Source organism: Klebsiella sp., assembly GCF_027492335.1.
In the GTDB taxonomy this organism is placed as follows: Bacteria; Pseudomonadota; Gammaproteobacteria; order Enterobacterales; family Enterobacteriaceae; genus Klebsiella; species Klebsiella huaxiensis.
Genome location: NZ_JAPUEW010000066.1, coordinates 1 through 19,799 on the forward strand (window position 1 = coordinate 1; position 19,799 = coordinate 19,799).

The 19,799-nt window shown below is 52.2% G+C and carries 32 protein-coding genes and 1 pseudogene; 31 read left to right on the forward strand and 2 right to left on the reverse strand.

Annotation, left to right across the window (positions count from 1 at the left end; translation table 11 throughout):
- Positions 1–315: 315 nt before the first annotated feature.
- Together QVF11_RS19215 and QVF11_RS19220 are read right to left on the reverse strand one after the other, a co-directional pair.
- A complete protein-coding gene (locus tag QVF11_RS19215) occupies positions 316–966 on the reverse strand; it encodes an ORF6C domain-containing protein (protein ID WP_180405199.1) in 651 nt (216 codons plus the stop codon).
- Between the two features lie 12 nt (positions 967–978).
- Positions 979–1,377: a DNA-binding protein gene (locus QVF11_RS19220; protein WP_180405197.1), complete on the reverse strand. Its 399-nt coding sequence runs from the start codon at positions 1,375–1,377 to the stop codon at positions 979–981.
- A 221-nt stretch (positions 1,378–1,598) separates the two neighbouring features.
- On the opposite strand from QVF11_RS19220, the gene QVF11_RS19225 reads away from it, so the two are divergent.
- From QVF11_RS19225 to QVF11_RS19375, 31 genes and pseudogenes are all read left to right on the forward strand, one after another.
- Positions 1,599–1,811 (forward strand): helix-turn-helix domain-containing protein, encoded by a 213-nt coding sequence (locus QVF11_RS19225; RefSeq protein WP_180405195.1) that lies wholly within the window; start codon positions 1,599–1,601, stop codon positions 1,809–1,811.
- A 2-nt stretch (positions 1,812–1,813) separates the two neighbouring features.
- Positions 1,814–2,035 (forward strand): annotated as a pseudogene (locus QVF11_RS19230) (DNA-binding protein); the annotation flags it as partial.
- A 267-nt stretch (positions 2,036–2,302) separates the two neighbouring features.
- A complete protein-coding gene (locus QVF11_RS19235; RefSeq protein WP_287858866.1) occupies positions 2,303–3,874 on the forward strand; it encodes a Mu transposase C-terminal domain-containing protein in 1,572 nt (523 codons plus the stop codon).
- Between the two features lie 10 nt (positions 3,875–3,884).
- Positions 3,885–4,778, forward strand: coding sequence for an AAA family ATPase (locus tag QVF11_RS19240; RefSeq protein ID WP_180405191.1), 894 nt, complete (start codon positions 3,885–3,887; stop codon positions 4,776–4,778).
- Positions 4,779–4,786: 8 nt separating this feature from the next.
- The gene (locus tag QVF11_RS19245) at positions 4,787–5,083 is read left to right on the forward strand and encodes a hypothetical protein (RefSeq protein ID WP_180405189.1); all 297 of its coding nucleotides are present in this window, start codon (positions 4,787–4,789) and stop codon (positions 5,081–5,083) included.
- Positions 5,070–5,288, forward strand: coding sequence for a hypothetical protein (locus tag QVF11_RS19250; RefSeq protein ID WP_146411201.1), 219 nt, complete (start codon positions 5,070–5,072; stop codon positions 5,286–5,288). The genes QVF11_RS19245 and QVF11_RS19250 overlap by 14 nt, the downstream gene beginning before the upstream one ends.
- Positions 5,289–5,306: 18 nt before the next feature.
- Positions 5,307–5,540: a hypothetical protein gene (locus QVF11_RS19255; protein WP_040200266.1), complete on the forward strand. Its 234-nt coding sequence runs from the start codon at positions 5,307–5,309 to the stop codon at positions 5,538–5,540.
- A 1-nt stretch (position 5,541) separates the two neighbouring features.
- Entirely contained in the window at positions 5,542–5,733 is a 192-nt protein-coding gene (locus tag QVF11_RS19260) for a hypothetical protein (RefSeq protein WP_180405186.1), read from the forward strand.
- Entirely contained in the window at positions 5,726–6,364 is a 639-nt protein-coding gene (locus tag QVF11_RS19265) for a DUF3164 family protein (protein ID WP_142465056.1), read from the forward strand. The genes QVF11_RS19260 and QVF11_RS19265 overlap by 8 nt, the downstream gene beginning before the upstream one ends.
- 262 nt (positions 6,365–6,626) lie before the next feature.
- Entirely contained in the window at positions 6,627–6,794 is a 168-nt protein-coding gene (locus QVF11_RS19270; protein WP_287858739.1) for a hypothetical protein, read from the forward strand.
- Entirely contained in the window at positions 6,795–7,313 is a 519-nt protein-coding gene (locus tag QVF11_RS19275; RefSeq protein WP_071199247.1) for a hypothetical protein, read from the forward strand.
- Positions 7,314–7,325: 12 nt separating this feature from the next.
- The gene (locus QVF11_RS19280) at positions 7,326–7,550 is read left to right on the forward strand and encodes a hypothetical protein (RefSeq protein ID WP_124235093.1); all 225 of its coding nucleotides are present in this window, start codon (positions 7,326–7,328) and stop codon (positions 7,548–7,550) included.
- The gene (locus QVF11_RS19285) at positions 7,547–8,086 is read left to right on the forward strand and encodes an HD domain-containing protein (protein ID WP_124235094.1); all 540 of its coding nucleotides are present in this window, start codon (positions 7,547–7,549) and stop codon (positions 8,084–8,086) included. The genes QVF11_RS19280 and QVF11_RS19285 overlap by 4 nt, the downstream gene beginning before the upstream one ends.
- A gap of 55 nt (positions 8,087–8,141) precedes the next feature.
- Complete coding sequence (locus QVF11_RS19290; RefSeq protein ID WP_180405184.1) at positions 8,142–8,690, forward strand: hypothetical protein; 549 nt, start codon at positions 8,142–8,144, stop codon at positions 8,688–8,690.
- Positions 8,691–8,828: 138 nt separating this feature from the next.
- Positions 8,829–9,467, forward strand: coding sequence for a hypothetical protein (locus QVF11_RS19295; protein WP_227659769.1), 639 nt, complete (start codon positions 8,829–8,831; stop codon positions 9,465–9,467).
- Positions 9,468–9,722: 255 nt separating this feature from the next.
- Complete coding sequence (locus QVF11_RS19300) at positions 9,723–10,199, forward strand: gp16 family protein (protein WP_080876753.1); 477 nt, start codon at positions 9,723–9,725, stop codon at positions 10,197–10,199.
- Positions 10,144–10,578: a Mor transcription activator family protein gene (locus tag QVF11_RS19305; RefSeq protein ID WP_180405182.1), complete on the forward strand. Its 435-nt coding sequence runs from the start codon at positions 10,144–10,146 to the stop codon at positions 10,576–10,578. Before QVF11_RS19300 ends, QVF11_RS19305 begins: the two co-directional genes overlap by 56 nt.
- Before the next feature lie 9 nt (positions 10,579–10,587).
- Complete coding sequence (locus QVF11_RS19310; protein ID WP_180405180.1) at positions 10,588–11,079, forward strand: hypothetical protein; 492 nt, start codon at positions 10,588–10,590, stop codon at positions 11,077–11,079.
- 81 nt (positions 11,080–11,160) lie between these two features.
- Positions 11,161–11,814 (forward strand): glycoside hydrolase family 19 protein, encoded by a 654-nt coding sequence (locus QVF11_RS19315; protein ID WP_287858743.1) that lies wholly within the window; start codon positions 11,161–11,163, stop codon positions 11,812–11,814.
- Complete coding sequence (locus tag QVF11_RS19320) at positions 11,796–12,044, forward strand: DUF2644 domain-containing protein (protein WP_047935294.1); 249 nt, start codon at positions 11,796–11,798, stop codon at positions 12,042–12,044. The genes QVF11_RS19315 and QVF11_RS19320 overlap by 19 nt, the downstream gene beginning before the upstream one ends.
- A complete protein-coding gene (locus tag QVF11_RS19325; RefSeq protein WP_071199240.1) occupies positions 12,034–12,669 on the forward strand; it encodes a hypothetical protein in 636 nt (211 codons plus the stop codon). Before QVF11_RS19320 ends, QVF11_RS19325 begins: the two co-directional genes overlap by 11 nt.
- Positions 12,666–12,911, forward strand: coding sequence for a hypothetical protein (locus QVF11_RS19330; protein WP_064360196.1), 246 nt, complete (start codon positions 12,666–12,668; stop codon positions 12,909–12,911). Before QVF11_RS19325 ends, QVF11_RS19330 begins: the two co-directional genes overlap by 4 nt.
- A complete protein-coding gene (locus QVF11_RS19335; protein WP_080876749.1) occupies positions 12,908–13,222 on the forward strand; it encodes a hypothetical protein in 315 nt (104 codons plus the stop codon). The genes QVF11_RS19330 and QVF11_RS19335 overlap by 4 nt, the downstream gene beginning before the upstream one ends.
- A 1-nt stretch (position 13,223) precedes the next feature.
- Entirely contained in the window at positions 13,224–13,724 is a 501-nt protein-coding gene (locus tag QVF11_RS19340; protein WP_080876748.1) for a DUF1804 family protein, read from the forward strand.
- Positions 13,717–13,926: a hypothetical protein gene (locus QVF11_RS19345; protein WP_287858749.1), complete on the forward strand. Its 210-nt coding sequence runs from the start codon at positions 13,717–13,719 to the stop codon at positions 13,924–13,926. The genes QVF11_RS19340 and QVF11_RS19345 overlap by 8 nt, the downstream gene beginning before the upstream one ends.
- 3 nt (positions 13,927–13,929) lie before the next feature.
- Positions 13,930–14,259 (forward strand): ubiquitination-like system serine protease family protein, encoded by a 330-nt coding sequence (locus QVF11_RS19350; RefSeq protein WP_080876746.1) that lies wholly within the window; start codon positions 13,930–13,932, stop codon positions 14,257–14,259.
- Positions 14,260–14,262: 3 nt separating this feature from the next.
- Positions 14,263–14,622: a hypothetical protein gene (locus tag QVF11_RS19355; RefSeq protein WP_287858750.1), complete on the forward strand. Its 360-nt coding sequence runs from the start codon at positions 14,263–14,265 to the stop codon at positions 14,620–14,622.
- Positions 14,623–14,626: 4 nt separating this feature from the next.
- Positions 14,627–16,330 carry a phage terminase large subunit gene (gene terL / locus QVF11_RS19360; RefSeq protein WP_048756481.1) on the forward strand — a complete coding sequence of 568 codons (1,704 nt, stop codon included), beginning with the start codon at positions 14,627–14,629 and terminating at the stop codon, positions 16,328–16,330.
- Positions 16,330–17,898, forward strand: coding sequence for a DUF935 domain-containing protein (locus QVF11_RS19365; protein WP_287858752.1), 1,569 nt, complete (start codon positions 16,330–16,332; stop codon positions 17,896–17,898). The genes terL and QVF11_RS19365 overlap by 1 nt, the downstream gene beginning before the upstream one ends.
- Positions 17,891–19,162 carry a phage head morphogenesis protein gene (locus QVF11_RS19370; RefSeq protein ID WP_117005990.1) on the forward strand — a complete coding sequence of 424 codons (1,272 nt, stop codon included), beginning with the start codon at positions 17,891–17,893 and terminating at the stop codon, positions 19,160–19,162. Before QVF11_RS19365 ends, QVF11_RS19370 begins: the two co-directional genes overlap by 8 nt.
- On the forward strand, positions 19,152–19,697 hold the full coding sequence (locus tag QVF11_RS19375; RefSeq protein ID WP_287858754.1) for a phage virion morphogenesis protein: 546 nt from the start codon (positions 19,152–19,154) through the stop codon (positions 19,695–19,697). Before QVF11_RS19370 ends, QVF11_RS19375 begins: the two co-directional genes overlap by 11 nt.
- Positions 19,698–19,799 lie beyond the last annotated feature (102 nt).

Consider the following 19,799-nt stretch of genomic DNA (forward strand, 5'->3'; position numbering starts at 1 on the left):
TACGGTCTGCGACAGTTTTAACGCGACGCGCGTCGCCGCTGACCTGTAACACATCTGTGGGGAGGTGATCGTTTCTGCATGAATGGAAATTACGAAGGAAACAACGAGGGGCCTTGCGGGACAAGGCTTTAGAAAAAAATCTGCTTTTGCACTGTTTTCCGAAAAATGAGAATTTCTTATGATTTATGCGATGAGTTTTGCATTATTTTGCAATTTAAGTGATCAACAACAAACGCATTTTAATACTGTTTAAATCATCTTTATCGGGGGTTTAAAGAAAGGACGGAGTCGCATAGCAACTGCCGCCCCAATGAATCATTTTTTAGACCAGATGGTCTGATAAAGCTTTTGAAGTTCTTTGTCGGTTAACTCGGTCATTGAGCTTTTCATAAAGATTTTGAACATGTACTCCTTCCTCCACTCCTGCCATCCTCGTTCTGAACAGCGAGCCTGTATGGATTTGATTGTCTGGGCTCGCCAATTACTAACCTTCTGTGGGGCTGACGCCATGTTCCTTAGCTCGCCAAGCCTCTGCCTTATATATTTGATCGCCTTATCAAAATCGACAGAGGCAATTTCATGGTAACTGTTTACCTTCAAGAATCCATTGAGTTTAGACCAAGCTAAACCATAACTTATTTGAGATTTTTTTATAGAATTGTGTGTGTCAACCCATTCATATAAAAGGGATTTAATCTGATGTTTCTGTGTTGCATTTACAACACCATCACCAGTTTTTACATTTACCTTTCTGCGAGTGGCTTTGTTTATATTAACTACACCATGGTTCACGAAGTTGCCTTGCCCAACAACGTTGCCGGATCCATTGATGTAAATTGTTGATTTATCGTTGTTTACTGGTGGGTTATCGCCTGTGTCATCAGAAATGATTTTAGCTATTTCAAGTAACTCATCTTCAAGGTCTCTTTTACGACGTCCAAGATTAACAACCTTCTTATCGTTCATAATATCTCCTACTTATGCAACCAGCTCTAAAGTTTCCTTTACTAATTTTAAATCTATGATTTTACTTGACATAGCAGCTCTATAGAGAAGAGCTATGACTTTTGCTTTTGTTGTGTGTGATATCTTTTTGTTGCGGTTTGCAATTAAAACCTCAACTGCTTCGATGATTTTTGCCAGCACCTCGGTATCGAGTTCAAGCTCTTCAGTATGCTTTGGCTTAGGATCCAACTTATCTCGAATATCCAAAGGCAAAGAAGAGATATGAAACTCATAGGCAACACCTTTAACCCCTGATTTTTGGCGTCTTTTCCATCCCTCCTTATTGGCTCTCCTGTTGATGTTGCTTTTATCTCTGGGAAGTCCGGGTAGACCGGCAAGTTCGCTGGCAGAAAACCATTCTTTTTCTGCCATCACAACCCCCTCGCATTCATTGCGAAATGGAAATCAAATAAAAATCGCAATGAAAAAAATAAATTATTATATTTCATGGTGTTAATCTGGATTTTTGAATTGGGCCATCAATATGTTTCATTGCGCTATTGCAATCACATTGCAATGAAACTAGTATTCTTCATAGCTAACTGAGTACCCGCAAAAGTAGCTATGTAGTTAACTTTTAAGGATGGCATGAAATGAATGGTGATCAAAGAAAAAATATGCACAGGGCAGACATTGTCGCTGCATTGCACAAAAGAGATCTCTCCTTATCCAAGCTAGGGCGAGAACACAATCTTTCCCCCCATACATTAAAAAATGCGCTCGATAAGTCCTATCCAAAAGGGGAAAGAATCATTGCGGATGCAATAGGTTTACATCCACAAGATATCTGGCCGGAGAGGTACTAAGCATGGCTAGCGCACTCTCATGGGTTACAAGCAAAGAACTCGTGGAACTAGACAAATCTCCATCAGCCATAAGCACGATTATCCGTAAGGCCAAAAAGGAAGGGTGGGTTTTCAGGCAGAGAGCGGGGGTTAAAGGTGTCGTGTTTGAATATGATATTCAATGCCTACCACAGGACTGGCAAAATGAGCTTAAAAATAAACATTACAATAGGTTACTGAATGATAAGGGGATATGTCCGACCGTTAAATCAACGCGTAGTCGAATAAAATCCGCTGAAGAAAACGGCTCAAAACTCAACATTATACGCCAATACCCAGCATTGCTTGATCATCAGGTTAGTTCTCTGACTGAGAAACAAAAGCAAATCGCAGATGCTCGTGCAGCTTTAGCGATGGAAGTCGAGAAGCTTCGGGATGCGGGTATGTCGCGCACTACTGCTGTTACATACATTTCCAGCGCCTCCCGAAAAGGGACACTGCCTGAACACCTGATGAGGGCTGTAGAGCTGGCCAATGCCCGCAAAGGAACTCGTATAGGCGTTGGCACCCGCAGTCTGCAGGAGTGGCTCAGTGTCTTTGAAGCCACTAAATCCGGCGCAGAGCGTCTGGCCATGCTGGCACCCGGTCATCTGAAAGCGAAGAAGCCAGAACAGATTAAGTGGCTCCCGGACTTTCTGGCGCACTGGCGCAACCTTAATGGTCCGTCGATGAGTGAGGCGTATCGTAGCTTCCGCAAAGAGTGGAAAACGGTGTACTCAGAGCAGCCAGATATGCTTGATTCATGCCCGTCATATGATGCCGTTCGTCGGGCTATGGCCAAACTGCCCCGCCGTGAGAAAGCGTTTGGGCGCGTCAGCGGCTCCGCAAAACTGGCCTATGAGGTTTACCAGAAGCGCGACTGGTCGACGATGCCCGTCAATGGTTGCTGGGTTTCGGATGGTAAATCACTGGATCTGGTTGCGCGGCACCCTATTCATGGTCAGCCATTTACGCCTGAATTAACTCTGGTACTTGATGGTCGTACACGTTACTGCGTGGGCTGGAGCCTGCGATTGTCGGAAAGTATGGACGCCGTACTGGATGCTTACCGTTACGGTATGCAGTATCACGGTAAACCGTTATTCGTCTATTCAGATAACGGTGGCGGTGAAGCCAACAAAACGTTTGATGACAAACTTACCGGTATTTTCCCCCGCATGGGAATTACCCATATGACCAGTATTCCGGGGCGTCCGCAGTCTCGTGGTCTTATTGAGCGCCTTAACGCCGTCATTCCGCACAGACTGGGACAGCGTTTTGAAACCTTCAATGGCCGTGGCGCTGATCGTGAGAATGTTCGCATGACCAACCGTGCCATTCAGTCCGCTGTACGTGCGGAAGCTGCAGGCCGTGAACTGACAGCCAGACAGAAAAAAGACCTGGATAAGCTCCCGTCCTGGCAGCGACTGCTGGATGTGATTGCTGAAGAGGTTGATGCCTATAACAACGAACATGAGCACAGCGAGCTTCCGAGACGCAATGGCCGTCATATGACGCCAACAGCCTACCGCAAAATGGTTCTGGAGCAGGAAGGCGATGAGATTGAATACCTGACGGATGTTGAGTTGCGTGAAGTGTTTATGGCTGAAACCACGCGTAAAGCTCAGCAGGGCTGGATTCAACTGATGAATAACGACTATTTCTCGCATGAGCTTATCAATGTCGACAAGGAAGACGTCCGCGTCGCGTTTGATATTCATGATGCCAGCGAAATCGTTGTTCGCCGCATGGATGGTACTTATGTCTGCCACGCGGTCTGGAACGGTAATAAACGTGATGCGATCCCGGTCAGCAAAATGGAGCACGCGATGAAACAACGTACCAAACGTCGCCTTGGTCTGCTGGATAAAAAACGGGAGGAAGTGGAAGCAGAAGCGCGTGGCCTGCTGCCTGGTAGCGTGGTCAATGAATTACCCGACTTCGGCAGCTTTATACCGAAAATCGTTGATGATCCTGAACCAGAATATTTCTTCCTTGCGACAGACCGCGAAGAACATCTGAAAAAAGCCGGAAACCATAAGTAGAGGAATGATTATGACAATTAAAACTGAACTGACAGAACTGATGGCTCGTAAGGGATACAGCCAGACTCAGGTCGCTAAAGCCATCGGCAAAAGCTCCACCCTCATTAGCTTGTATATCCAGGGTAAATATACTGGCGATATCAAAAATATTGATGAACTGGTATCCGGCTTTATTACCCGTGAGCGTGAAAAAGAGAAAGCCGCCCGCATCAATGTTTCATTCGTTAATACGGTCACGGCCAGCCGGGCGCTGGAGGTTATCAACCTTGCGCAGCTGGACTGCGATATCAATGTGATTTTTGGCGACGCCGGTCTGGGTAAAACAATGGTGCTGCGCCAGTATGCCCGCGAACATCGCGATGCTCTGCTGCTTGAGGCTGACCCAGGCTACACCGCCAGAACTGTACTGGAAGAGCTTTGTACCCTTCTGGGATTGTCCCGCAGCGGCAACATGCATCAGCTCAGTGAAGCCTGCATTGATGCCCTGCGTGACTCTGGTCGCCTGCTGATGGTTGACGAGGCAGAGAATCTGCCGTACCGGGCGCTGGAGACGCTGCGCCGTATCCACGATAAGGCGGGGATCGGTATTGTGCTGGCAGGTATGCCGCGCCTGATTATCAACCTGAAGGGCAAACGCGGGGAATATAAGCAACTTTATAGCCGCGTAGGCTTTGCTCTGAATATTGGTGACACGCTTCCGCGTGAAGATATCGAGACCATAGCGGCCAATATGTTAGACACCGTCTGTGATGAGACGGTAAACGATGCCTTGTTTGGCGCCAGTAAGGGCAACGCACGCCGCCTGTTTAAGCTGGTTCGTGGTGTCAGTCGCTACAGCTCACTGAATCAGGTGCCGGTGACGGCTGGGGCTGTTCGCAAATTTGCAGAAATGCTCATTCACTGAGGTATGTCATGGATATTAGCGACGAAAGCCAGGCGCTTTCCAGAATTAAATGGAATGTTGCAGGTCAGGGGCTTATTTCCGAGTTTATTTACAGCACTAAGCCCGGTCACTTGATATTTGATGTTCATTTGTGGGAACTGGCTATCAAGGGACCTCAATATGTAGACCTGTGGGATGTAGATGTTTTTGCACAAAAAATGATTGTCTTACCTTTTAAGTCCATAAATGAATTTAAAAAGGTTTATGGGCTGGCACGGATGATGCGTGGATTTGTACGTGAAGGGGGTAACCATGGCAAAAATTGAGATATCTGTAACCCGTAAAGGGAAAGGCATTGATGTCCAGTGCCGAATGATTAAAGACGATTCTGACTCAGAACAGGTTAAGAAAGCAGCCCGGGTTATTCAGGTTTCACTCGGCGGCCTTATCCATTCAGTTCGTAGCCAAATGTTCGGACGCGTTAAAGATTTACCGTCAGTTCCTGTGAAAAAAAATGATTCATTTCATTAACCAAAGTCAGGAGTCGCTATGTGCCGTTTACCTATTAACGATCCAAAAATGATGGCCCCGATTAATCGTCTTATGCGCGGTGGCCTGCAGGTTCTGGACATTAACATCCGATTCCGCCGTCCGATTGTCGAGGTAGACCGCCCGTTTGAGGCGTGGCGCGGAAAGGAAGTCGAGATTACCGAGCGCAAAGATGGCAAAAGCTCACAGGTCAAAATGCTTATCTGGCGCGGGATGCATGTTATCTGGAGGTAGTATGGCTGAAATTGTTTTTACGGTTAAGGAAGTCAAAGGGGAAGTTCATTTATCCGCAATTATATCGGCTGAAGAAACAGATTCCCGTTTAGTTAAAGATACGTCCAATATTATTGCACCGTTAATGCTGGCTTGTGCCAGCGCTGAAATAGCAAAGTTTTTTCAACATTTAAATGAGGCAAATCATGAATAATCAGCAAAAGCAATTTACTGAAAAAACCGCACCTGAAGGTTACTGGGTTGATGCTAAAGATGCATTTATCCCTGTTAAACTTCTGAAGCCTATTGACCTGGCCCGGGATACGCTGGTTGGCGAGATCGTAACTAAAGCTATCGAGCTGAATAAGCTGATGAAGGAATTTAAAGAAAGTTCGTTTGGCGATATCGGGGCGTTCGTCGACCTTTCCGCTAACGAATATGGCGTTAAGCTGGGCGGCAAAAAAGGCAACGTTACACTCTATAGCTTTGATGGCCGCTATCTGATTCAGCGGGCTATGGCTGACCGCATCGCCTTTGATGAGCGTATGCAGGCAGCGAAGAGCCTCATTGACGAATGTCTTGCTGACTGGACTGAGGACGCTCGCCCGGAGCTGAAAGTATTTATCAGCCGTGCATTCTCGACTGATAAAGCCGGTAATGTTTCCACGGGCGCGGTGCTGAACCTTCGTCGTTATGATATCGACGATCCACGCTGGCATAAGGCGATGGATGCTATCGGCGAATCCTTACAGGTTATCGCGACAAGCTCTTATATTCGTATTTACGAACGTATTGGTGACACTGACCAGTACATGCCTATTGCTCTGAATATGGCGACGGTGTGATATGAACGCGAAAGAGTTTAACCGGAAATATAAATCAGGTACCACGTTCTGGCATCAACGCCCAAAAGAAACCGAGCGTCGGGCCGTAAGAACTGTTGCTGCGGCTATGGATTTGAAGTCTGCGACAATTGTGGAAATTAACGTAGAGCCCTGGCTTGCAAACGTGAACTCACTTACGCGCCAGGATTAATTAAACCTTAAATATTATTTAAATGGCGTAATGCGTCAGGGGATGCTTACGCCTGAATATGGGGTTTCAGCAATGAAAATATCAGCCGAAAGATTTATTGACCGCCTAATGATGACCACTCATCTACGGGCGATTACCTGGTTGTTTTGCGTTTTCTTTTGCATCGCTGTATGGGGCGTAGGTATTCACTACAGTCTGAAAATGATTGAGCTGTTATTCACCATGTTTAAGGGGGCTTAAATGGGCTTTTATAAAATATCCACAAAAAAGGCGCTTGGCGCATGGGACAATGAAATTAACCAACGTATTTCTCTGAAAGAAAAAGCGGACGCATTCGCTAAAAAATTTGGCGGTAAGCCAGTCTTTTCTGGTAGCGCTACAGACTATCACTTTCACGGTCTGTCATTCGATGTCGCGCCACTTATTGGACATAGCAGTCTCTGGACGCTTTCCCGTTCGCAGAATGGTTATACCCGCGAGCCCCGTGGTAAGACCCGTATTCCCCGCGAGCGCCGCGAGGAACATCAGCAGCTGCTGGACGCATGGGATGACGGTCGCCCCACGGAAAGAATCTCAAGGGAGCCTTACTGGAAAGCCCTGGGTCTTGAATGGGGAATGTTGATCCTGTGTGGCATTACCCACTATCGGGTCGGCGACGTGATTTATTTCAAAACCGACGCCAGACCATCCCCGGATTCCGGTGCAATCGAGATTGTTGAATCGGAATTTAACGCTGCTGAAAAAACACTGGGCTCATAACAGGGGGCGATTATGGCTGGATATCTCTGTGTCTCAGGGTGCGAAGTTCTGGATAAGGGTAGCAAACGTATTTATCACCTTAACGATAACTCCGTTGTAATTGAGCATCCCGATTACCCAGGAAAGACACGATTTCAATTTTATACCCGTAACGGTCAGTCAATTCGTAAACCGGCTGATAAAACCGCAATGAAACAAGCCGTAGAACGTCATAAGAAACGCTGGAGATTAGCATGAATACCGAAAACCGTTTTATTACCACCTGGTCAGGTCAGCACTTCTATTTTTGTAATTCAGGCGTTGACGTTATTTATATTGATGATATCGCCCAGGCTCTTTCTAATCTGTGTCGCTTTACTGGCCATCTTGATGAGTTCTATAGCGTCGCTCAGCATTCCGTGCTGGCCAGCTATCTTGTGCCGTCTGAGTTTGCGCTTGAGGCTCTCCTGCATGATGCCAGTGAGGCTTACTGCAATGATATTGCTGCGCCGCTGAAAGCGTTGCTGCCTGATTATCGCGGTATTGAGAAATGGGTTGAGGTTTTAATCAGTCAAAAATTCGGCCTCCCTGAAACCATGAGCTCTGTAGTCAAACAAGCTGACCTCATCATGCTGGCGACGGAACGCCGCGACCTGTTTATTGATGACGATTCTGAGTGGGCCATTCTCAGGGGTATTCAGCCGACTAATGAATTTACGATCAGCCCGTTATTACCCCGTCAGGCGCGGAAACTCTTTATCGATCGCTGGCTCGAACTCAAGCCAGGACATTGAGAAAAGATTTTGCACAACTGGTCTATTAATCATTCGAAATAATGAGGTGATTATCATGATTAAAAAAGATAAAAGCCATGTAAGCAAATGGCACTCTGGATTAAAAGGAAAACTGTGGAGCAGTAGAGAAATAGCCTATTTAATCGAACATGGTAACAGTAAACCATTAATGGATTTATCAGCAGAATTAGAGCGCAGCTATCATTCGGTAAAGGGAATGCGCCACAAATTGGGGTTAGGCAAGCGTAAAAGTTATCGTTTCTGGACTAAGCAAGAAATAGATTTCCTCAAGTGCAATGCAGGGAAGATGGTATGCAGAGATATCGCGAAAAATTTGGGGCGTAGTCTGCAATCTGTAAAAGGTAAGGCTGAATACATGAGACTCAGCCTTATATGTATCGGAGAAAATCACCCTTGCGCCATTCATAGTGATGAGGATGTATTGCTTTGCCGCGAACTTCATACTGCCGGAATGAGTGTAAAACTTATTGCTGAAAAAATGGAAATATCGCTGGGGGCCGTTCTGGCTATTGTATATGGTCACCGCATGACGCGGCAAGACCGGATCCTGTTCGAGCTGGACAGAATGGACGCCAGAAGATGAACAAAAAGCTTATGAGTGAGGCATCCCGGTTTCAGTCATCGTCTGAACGCGCATCGTTCTGGCGATGGATTATTGGCACATTAAGCGCTGCTCTGATTCTTTCCGTTATTTTTAATTTATTCTGATGGAGTCAAAATAATGACCAGCAAATTAACTAGAGAGTGGTTGCAGGAAGCAATTTCTGACATCCAAACCAGACGCAATAACGGCTCTATAAGTTGGGATGACGAGCGTGAAAATATACTGAATACGTTTGAAATAGCTTTGGCCGCAATGGGCAGCGAGTCGCTCTACACCGTTCAGCCGCCATCCTCTGATCTGGCCTTACAAAACTTCCGCGATGCTATGGTGGGTATCGAACATATCCGCCGTGCGCTGGAGGAAACATTTGGTGGCCTGCACGGGACCCATAGTGAGCCTGATATCCTGGTGGACTGCAAACAGATCGTTGACGCTATCTATGCTGCTTACAGGTCTGCCGGTAATGCCAATTCCGCTAGTCCGACGGGCAGAGTAATCAGCATCAGACAAAAGGCCTGGGATGAATTTGACTGGTGGAGTGCAGCGTCAGCTCGCTTATGGCTTGAAGCATCTCCACAGCCAGCTGACCTCCAGACCAGATCGCTGGTGATGTGGATTAAGCGTCTTTCGCTGGCGCTTCGCTCTGCCAGCCCTGATAACAAATTACCCAAAGCGGCGATGGGCTATCTGCAAAAAAACGGTCTCATCAGCATCGCTGATTGCCTTCGGGGGAACAATGAAGAGCCTCCTGCGTAATATGACCGCCGGTAACTTTAACCGGCGTTATCCGGTGGGCTCCCGGTTCCGGTATTACATCGTTCCCGGGATGCCTAAAGTGGAAGAAGTTATCACCACCTCTGAAGCTTGGCATGTACGTAACGGCCGGCTGGTCGTCCGGGTAGAAGGGAAAATCGGGGGCGTGTCGGTTAATAAACTCGAACCCATTCAGTGAGTCATTCTTGCAGGCACTTTGCGGAGTGCCTGCCGTAATGGCAACCAACAGGAGGTAATATGTCCACTCCAGCAAAACGCGGCCTTATCGGGGCCATCAAAGCCGGTCAGTCTCATCTGGGCTGGGATGACGCGACATATCGCGCCGTGCTGGCCCGTATATGTAACGGCAAAACCTCATCCACAAAATGTTCCCTCGACGAGCTGCAGGCCGTGCGTGAATACATGCATGAGCAGGGTTTTCCCCGCCAGTCAGCCCGTCACGGCAAGCGGCCAAATGTGGCCCGTTCACGCAAAACGATGCTCAGCAAAATTGAAGCTTTGCTTGCAGATGCAAAACGCCCGTGGAATTATGCCGAGAAAATGTGCGATCATATGTTCCAGGTAAAGCGCGTGGAATGGTTGACGGATGAACAGTTAACCAAGCTGATGCAGGCGCTGGCCATAGACGCAAAACGGCGTAAAAAACGGGAGACAACCGATGAATCTGCAACAGGTAACAGAGCTACTGCCCCCGGTAGTCATTCAGATAGCTGACCTCATAGGCTTCCCGGCCACCGAGCGCCTGCTGTCCGCATTCGGTGGCACCACCTTCCCGATTGGTAAAGGTCTCCGCGCTCTCGGTGCTCAACGTGCCGCACTCCTCCGCGATACAATCGGTGACCATAACGCCCAGATATTGTTTAAAAACTTTGGTGGGTTCCCGCTTTATCTGCCCCGTTGCGAGCTGGCATTGCGCGAGTTGCGTAACCTGCAGTTCCTGGCAGACTTCGACGAGGCCAGCCGGAACGGTGTTTCTTCGTTAATGGCCATGACGTTACTGTGTCCGAAATACGGATTTGGTGATCGCACCGGTTGGCGTCTACTGGCGCAGCGGAAAAGTGTGGCTGAATACAATCAAGACTCGTTGTTTTAAAGAGGCTTTATGAGATATATAGCTTTACTTCTTCTGGTTACGAGCTCTTGTTCAGTTGCAAAAATGGTGTCCAATGCTAAGGCAGTTGAAACCTATCAAATACAGTTAGAACAAACTAAAAAAATGCTGAATGAGGTTCAGCAAACGCTTATAGCATCCGATGCAGTGATCGCGATGTACAAAAATCTCGGATACACAACACCCGAGGTTAGAGCGATGAGTCGACATTTGATTATCCTTGGAGAAGATATCCAGCATTTGTATGGTGATATCTCACTTAAGCCAACCCCATTTTATGCATGTACTTCTGTACCGTCAGCTGCCTATAATTTCTGGTCACAGAGACTAAGCAGTGTTTCTAAAGACGATCCTGAAGCTCTTAAGGTTGCTGCAAATCACTACATCAAGCAGGCGAACGATTGTGTGTATGCAATAAACAATCCTCCGCCAAAAGAGATTGAAGAAAGCGAACAGCTTCAAATCATTGACGTTACGCCATAACCCACTGACACCCGTCAATCTGATTTCCTGATCTCCCTCCCGCGATACTGACATCACCTTAACTCCCTGTGGTGTCAGTTCATGAATCTCAACGACTTCCAGCGTGCCGCCGGCATTACGCAACAGCGGGCGCAGCAATGGCTTGATCCGCTGAATGCGGCCATGGCCGAATTCTTTATCAATACCCCATTGCGTCAGGCTGGCTTTATCGCGCAGCTCGGCCATGAAAGCACCCGCTTTGCCGTCATCAGCGAGAAACTGAACTACCGTGATGCTGCGCGTCTGGCGATGATTTTCCGCTCGGACTTCGACCGCAACAAAAACCGCAAGATTGATCCTGCTGAGCTGGAGTTTGCCCGGGGGTTTGTCGGTAAACCGCAGGCCACAGCTAACATTGTCTATGCCAGCCAGGGCGGAAACGGCCCGGAATCCTCCGGCGACGGCTGGCGTTATCGTGGTCGTGGCTTAATTCAGGTTACCCTCAAAAACAACTATCGGGCCTGCGGGCAGGCGCTGGGGCTGGACCTGTTGAACAATCCCGACCTGTTACTTGAACCGGTGAATGCCGCCCGTTCTGCCGCCTGGTACTGGTATCAGCACGGCTGTAATGCGCCGGCGGATGCGGCCAACGTGGTCGAAGTTACCCGCAAAATTAACCCCGCGCTGGTTGGCCTTAACGACCGCGCCATGCTCTTCGAGAAAGCCCGGAGGGCGTTATGTCCCTCAAAGAACTGATATCTAACCCGTCGGGCCGGCTCAGCACCTCCGACACCATTACGTTTTTTACCTTTCTGGTCACGTCCGCGATCGTCATCTGGTACGGCTACAGCCTGCAGCTGCAGGAGTGGATGTTTACCGCCTACATCGTTGCCTGGGCGGGTCATAACATCGGGTCCAAACTGGTGGCAATGAAGCGCGATCAGCCCGCAGCCCCGACGAACGGAGGTACCCCCGATGGTCAGTAAACTCTGGACGCTGGTTAAACCGCTGCTCCCCTGGCTGGTTGCTATTGCGCTGATTCTGTTTGCGGGGATCTGGATTGGTATTCAGGTCTGCGCCAGCCAGATGCGTGGAGATGTACAGACGGCGAACAACGCGACGGCTACCGTCCAGAAGGCGTTCGACGATTACAAGATTGAGCGCGAAAAAACGGATGCCGACAAGGCCAGACAGAACCAGTCACAGCTGCAGGCTCAGGTAAATCTTGCTGAACACTACCGCCAGCAGGCGGACAAATTGTCCGGGGAGCTGCTGGCCAAAGGCAAAGCTCTGACGATCGCACAGCAAAAACTGAAGGAAAAAATTGATGAACTCGCACGCAAAGATGGTGCTGGCTGGACTGGTATCGGTCCTGGCGCTTTGTGCCTGTACCAGCAGAACCTCGGCTATCCAGCCGGACCCGGTTGTAGTCAATACCTGTCAGCAGCCAACAGCGGAAATGCTGGATATTCCGGCGATGCCGGCAGCGCCGGCGGCGGACTCTCTCCCCGGGGAATCCTCGGCCACAGCAACGACTACGGCGAATGGTGCCAGCTCATCCGCAACAAACTGAACACCATCCGCCAGCTCTACGGTAAGGAGCCACAATGAACCCAGACCAGCTTTACCAGTTACTTCTCGGTCTTGTCACGTTGTTCGGCGGTATCTGGATCCGCCGCCTGCAGCTCGATATCCGCGATCTGGAAGAATCGGTTGACCGTATCAGAACCGAATACCAGCGCCGGGACGATGCCTCGCGTGATTACAGCCTGGTATCGGACAACATCCGGGACATCAAGAACTCACTTAACCGCATCCTCGACAAACTGGACAAGAAGGCAGACAGGACATGAAGGCCAGACAAAAGCGGCGGCAGCGTCGTATCACTACAGCAAACGTGACGCCGTCGGTCAGGCTGGCCAGCGATGACCCGTTATTGCTCCTGCAGCAGTTGCTGACGGAACAGCGCCGGCCGTTCTCCCCTGACATCATGCCGGAGCTGGAGAAAATCTCCGGGGCGGTGATGCGGATCGACAGGCGTATTGATGCGATGGAAAGCCGGGTTATCCGTCAGGGCGCTATCTCCGGCGGGCTGACCGGGGCGCTATCGGGCGGGCTGGTCGTGACGACCATTTCCTTAATCAAGGCCAAGATGGGGTTCTGATATGGCGCATCCGCCCGAGACAAGGGAAAAAGTACGGCGGCTTTATATTCAGAGCCAGCTGTCACTGCAGATCGTTTCTTCGCAATGCGGCGTCAGTTTTGCGACAGCGGCACGCTGGAAGAAGGAAGCGCAGGACAACGGCGACGACTGGGACAAGCTCCGCGCCGCGAACGTGCTGGCGGGTAATGGCATGGAAGATGTCGGCCGGGCCATCCTGATGGGGTTGCTGGTCCAGTATCAGACCACCATTGAACAGCTCAACGTTGATGCAGATTTAAAGCCGAAGGATCGCGTTGAGCTGCTGGCCAGCCTCAGTGATGCCTTCAACAAAGCGACGGTCGCGAGCAAGCGCGTTCTGCCGGAGACGTCGCAGCTGGCCACGGCGATGGAGGTCATCACTCTGTTGTCCACCTTCATCAGTGAACACTATCCGAAGCATATGGAAGCTTTTGTCCAGGTGCTGGAACCCTTTGGTAATGAGGTGCAAAAACACTATGGCTGACAAAATAATCAGGGTGAATTCCCGCGTCAGCGTGATGGCCAGCCAGGTGGCTTATGTCATCACGCCGGAGTTTCAGGATCGTATCGAGGTTCACCTGCTCGATGGTCGCGTCGAAGAGCTGGAATACTCTATGCGTAACGAACGCTGGAGCGCGAAAGACCGCTTTGAAACGGCTGTTAACGATGCGTTAAAGGGGGAATAAATCATGTTTATTTCCGCCGTTGTGAAAAATGTGTCTCACGATCGCCTGTCTTTCATCTGCCCGGGCTGCGGTTTCTCCCATCAGGTGACCATTGGCCAGGGCGACGGCCCGCGCTGGGACTGGAACCATGATTATGTTCGCCCGACTTTCAACCCCAGCATCCTGGTGACCTGGGAAGAGCCGAGCGATAACCCGGCGCATTTTGATGACCGGACTAAGGACCAGCATCGTGTCTGCCACAGCTTTGTGCGCGATGGCCTTATTCAGTATCTGGCTGACTGCACGCACGAACTGGCGGGACAGACACTCCCTTTACCCCGCATTGAGGACTGACCGATGAAATTTTTACTGAGCCTGCTTATCGATGCGATCGTCGCGGTGTCGCTGGCCCTGGGCGTTTTGTGGGCCGACGAACGCTTACTGAATATCGGCTATTTTGCCGGATGGTTCGTCGGGGTTGTTAACCTTTTGGGGCTGATGAGCCCGAACGGCCAGGTAGTATTTGCGCGCGAATATGAACATCGTTCATTGTCCCGGCGTTGCTATGACGTCCTGACAGATGTGGCGTTCATCGTATTTGCCATCTGGTCTGGCTGGTTCGTGATGTGTGCCGTCTATGCCCTGCAGGCAGCGGGTAAAGCGGAGCTGATCGCTAAGCTGGAGCGCAAATTATCCGCGCCGGCGGTACCGGAGTAACCCTGTGACGCGTAAAAAGAATGTTAGCCTGAACAAAAAGGAGTTTGAGGCTCAACTCAACGAGCTGGCCGCGTCGCTGCGCCGCTCTATTGAGGCGGAACAGGTTGGCTTTGACCCTTCCGAAGCGGCAGTAAACCAGCGTCGTGAGGCGGTACGGGATCCGGTCAGCGGCTTCCGCTATTTTGTACAGAACTACTTCCCGCACTATGTCCGTCACAAGGATGAGTCGGAGCTGCATAAATACCTGTTCCGCCGCCTGCCGGAGATTGTCACCGCTACGGTGAGCCAGCAGGACGCTATCGCGGCTCCTCGCGGTGAGGCAAAGTCCACGATCGTCACCCAGCTGTTTACGCTGTGGAATATCATTCTGGAGCTGAAAAAATACCCGGTCATCATCATGGACAGTATCGACCAGGCCTACCCGATGCTGGAAGCCATCAAGGCCGAGCTCTGCTGGAATCCGCGTCTGAAGATGGATTTTCCCGAATCCTGCGGTGCTGGCCGCGTCTGGCAGATGGGTACCATCCTGACCGCCACCGATATCAAGGTGCAGGTTGCCGGCAGCGGTAAAAAGCTGCGCGGCCTGCGTCATGGTCCGTATCGTCCCGACCTGGCTGTACTTGATGACATTGAAAACGATGAGCTGGTCCGCAACCCGGACCAGCGCGACAAGCTGGATAACTGGCTGAAAAAGACCGTCCTGCCGCTGGGCGGCGCGGGAGCTAAGTTCGATGTGATCTACATCGGGACCATTCTGCATTACGACTCGGTGCTGTCACGCACCCTGAAGAATCCCCTGTGGCGCAAGAAGCGATTTAAAGCCCTTATCACCTGGCCATCAGACATGACGCTGTGGGATAAGTGGGAAGAGGTCCTGCGTAACAATGACGACGACGGCGAGCTGCTGGCCCGGGCGTTCTACGATGAGCGCAGGGACGCGATGGAAGCCGGCGCGGTGGTCTCCTGGTCCGCGCGGCCACTCTATGCCCTGATGTTGATCCGTGCTCGTGACGGCCACAGCACCTTTGACAGTGAGTACCAGAATGACCCGGTCAGCGGCGATGATGCGCCGTTCGCCACCTGCATCAACTTTTGGGTTAACCGGCTGAAGGAGTGGTCCTTCTTCGGCAGTATCGACCCCAGTCTGGGTAAGAACGGTAAATCCCGCGACCCGTCAGCGATTCTGGTCGGGGGCTTTAACCGGATGACCGGCATCCTTGACGTCGTCGAGGCCCGCATTAAAAAGCGTCTGCCAAGCGTCATTATCAGTGACACCATCGAGATGCAGCGCCAGTACGGTTGCCTGTGCTGGTCGGTGGAAGCCGTCCAGTTCCAGGAGTTCCTGCGCACCGAGCTGGTCCGCCAGTCCGCCGAGCTGGGGGTTCCGGTTCCGGCGATGCCGGTGATACCGCATGCCGACAAAATCCTGCGTATCGAGTCCCTGCAGCCGTGGATGTTTAACGGGCTGATCCGCTTACACCCGAGCCAGGTCACCCTGATTGAGCAGCTCCGGCACTTCCCCAAAGCCGATCACGATGATGGCCCGGATGGGCTGCATATGCTCTGGGCGCTGTGTAACTCCTTTGGGACGCGTGACGGTTTCCGCCAGGTCCCGCGCCGGCAGGACGATGACCGCGATGATGACAACAGACGCACAGATTCGAAGCGCCCGCGCAGCCGCTCGCGCTTCAGTAACGGAGGATGGTAATGAGCAAAATCGTTGACCAGTGGGGTCGCCCGTTTGACAAGGCGGTGACAAAAGCACCGCAGACCGCACGGATGATACAGCTGAACAGCACCTACCCGGCGCATCCTTCCCGGGGGCTGACCATTCGCCGGCTTCCCCGAATACTGCAGGAAGCTGAGCAGGGTTATCTTTCCGCGCAGGCTGACCTTTTCGACGATATGGTGGAAAAAGACGGCCATATTTTCTCGGAGATGGCCAAACGCAAGAACGCGCTGCTGGGGCTGGACTGGAGCATCGAACCGCGCCGCAACGCGACAGCGGAAGAGAAGAACCTCGCGGCGATGGTTCAGGAGTGGTTCGATACGCTGGATAACCTGGAAGACATCATCCTGCAGGCGGCCGATGCGATCGGTCATGGCTTCAGCTGTCAGGAGCTGGAGTGGGACATGGAAGAGAACGTCTGGCTTCCGTCTGAAGCGCATCTGCGCCCGCATCGCTGGTTCCAGGCTCGGCCCGACAGGGGCGATGAAATCCGGCTCAATAATGGCAGCATCGATGGCGAAGAGCTGGTGCCGTTCGGCTGGATGGTACACAGGCATAACGCCAAAACCGGGTTCACGGGTCAGTCCGGGCTGTACCGTGTGCTGGTCTGGCCTTACCTCTTCAAAAACTTCTCCCTGCGCGATATGGCAGAGTTTCTGGAGATTTACGGCCTGCCTGCGCGGGTCGGGACGTATATGGCGGGGGCCACCGATGCAGACAAAGACGCGCTCTTTGACTGTCTGGTGCAGCTTGGCCATAACGCTGCCGGCATTATTCCGATGGGCACCACTATTGATTTCAAGACTGCCGCCTCCGGTCAGCCGGATCCATTCGTGGCAATGATTGACTGGTGCGAACGCACCGAATCAAAAGTGATCCTCGGGGCAACCCTCACCAGTCAGGCAGATGGCAAGACCTCCACCAATGCGCTGGGTAACGTCCATAACGACGTCCGCCACGATATCCTGGTCGCGGATGCCCGCCAACTGGAGGGTTTCTTCCGCAACATGATTGATATGTTGCTGCGGATTAACGGGTATGAGGTTTCACGCCGCAAGCTGCCTAAACTGGTATTTGATACCCGGGATATCGAAGATATCGAAACCTTCTCTGCCGGGGTGAAAAACCTGGTGGAATCGGGTGTGAAAACCATTCCGGCATCCTGGGTGCATACAAAGCTGGGTATTCCGGTTCCCCAGAAAGATGAGGCCGTGCTGGAGGCTCCGGCCCAGACCGGCACACCGGCACCGGTTGCACTGAGTCAGCGGTTCCGGCGCATTGCTGCTCTGACCACCGCCGCAGAGCTGTCAGACCCGGCGCAGGAGGCGCTGGATAACGGCCGTCCGGTGCCGGAGAAGATCGCCACCGCCATGCAGAACCTGATCGCGCCGCTGGTCGCTGCCCTGCAGGATGGCCGCCTGCCTGATGAGGCCATGGATATTATTGCCGGCAGTTACCCGGACCTGGACGACAGCGAGCTGGTGACCCTGCTGGAGCAGGCGCTGTTTGTCGCGGATGTATGGGGGCGGCTGAATTCCGATGCCTGACAGCGTTGACCTGAGCTATGCGATCGGCCTGAAACCCGCTCAGGCCATCGAGTATTTCCAGTCCAAGGGCTACACCATAGGCTTTAACTGGCATGAGGTGGAGGCGCGGGCGCACGCGACGGCGTTCACCGTCGCCGGCATCCTTCGCCAGGATATTCTGCAGGACGTGCGTGCCGGCCTGCAGGATTCACTGGACAACGGGCTGACGCTGGAACAGTTCCGCCGGCAGATGACGCAGAAACTGACGCAGAAAGGCTGGCTGGCCGATAAGGCGAAGCTGGTCGCCGATGAGGATGGCGTACTGGAGGGCAAGCAGTTAACCCCGCGCCGGCTACGCACCATCTTTGAAACCAATATGCAGTCGTCCTATGGTGCCGGCCGCTACGCCCAGCAGATGGAGAATGCCGCCGACCGCCCGTACTGGACGCGCGTGGCGGTCATGGACCTGCGCACACGGCCCGCACACGCGGCGCTCAACGGACTGACGGCCCGCTATGATGATCCCATCTGGCAGTTTGCCTATCCGCCCGACGGCTGGGGATGCCGCTGCCGCGTCCGGGCACGTTCGCAAAGCGATATCGACAGCAAAAGCATCTCCGTCTGGTCGAGCGAGGGGCATCTGGAAACCGTGCAGCAGGCATGGGGGCCGCAGGATACCCGCGAGGTGCAGGCGTTCCGCTACAACGGTCAGCTCTATACCCCGGATGCCGGCTTTGGCCACAATCCGGGCCAGGGCTGGCTGGCCGGTCTCGGCCAGCGTCTGATGGACCGTTCCGTCACCGCGCCGCCGAAAATGGCCGCGCTGGCTGTTCAGCACACACTTTCGGAGCCGCAGCTGCTTGACGCGATCACGTCCGACATGCGCCGCTTTGTGAACCAGTCGCTGCTGCGCGAGCCGGCCGGAGCCTTCCGTCATGCCGGCGCACTCAGCACCCGCACGCTTGATGCGCTGGCCAGTCGGGGGCGAATGCCTGACTCAGCGGTGCTGACCGTCACCGACTATGCGGTGGTGCAGTCTCCGGGTCCGCTGTGGGAGCTACTGCCGAAACAGTTGCGTCAGCCTGTCGCCGTGGCCGCTGACGGCGACGACCTGCTGTACGTCATCCGCAACGGGGATGCACTCCACCAGGTGCGAGCCACGCCGGTGGATAACGCGCAGGGATATGCCCTGCAGTTGCCGGACGGCGGCAAGTCCCTGACGCCGGCCTCCCTGCAGTCGCTGGCGGAGTTACCGTTACTGGAGGGTTCGTTTGATGGCTTATAACATCGTTTTTGACGTCACTGACTTTGAGCGCTCGTTAGGCGAGCTGATCAACAAATTCGAAAAACGCGCGCCGCTGATGAAGATGCTGGCCGGTCTGATGGAAGACTCGGTCCAGGAGAACTTCGAGGTGGAAGGCCGGCCAAAATGGCAGCACTGGAAAAGCAATGCCTACTGGGCGCAGCGCCGGGGCGGTAAAATACTCCAGCGCTCCGGGCGACTGGCGGCGAGTATCACGGCTTACAGCGACAATGATATGGCGACGGTCGGCACCAATGTGGTCTACGCCGGCATTCACCAGTCCGGCGGCAAGATTAACATCCCCGCCCGCAGCCAGCAGGCATACTATCGCCAGAACAAGGATGGCACCCTGAATAACAAGTTCGCCCGCAAGAGCAAGGCCAACTACAGTGAGTGGCATACTATCCCGGCGTATGAGATCAACATGCCCGCCCGTCCGTTCCTGCGCCTGACCGAATCCGACATCAGCGATATGGAAGAAAAAGCGACGGATTATTTCAGCCAGATCTACCAATAATCCGCCAAACCCGAAAACGCGCTGTAACGCATCACAGGGCGTTCTCTCACATCCATGGCGACGGAACTACCTTAACGGGGTGTTCAGGCGTTTTTAAAAGCG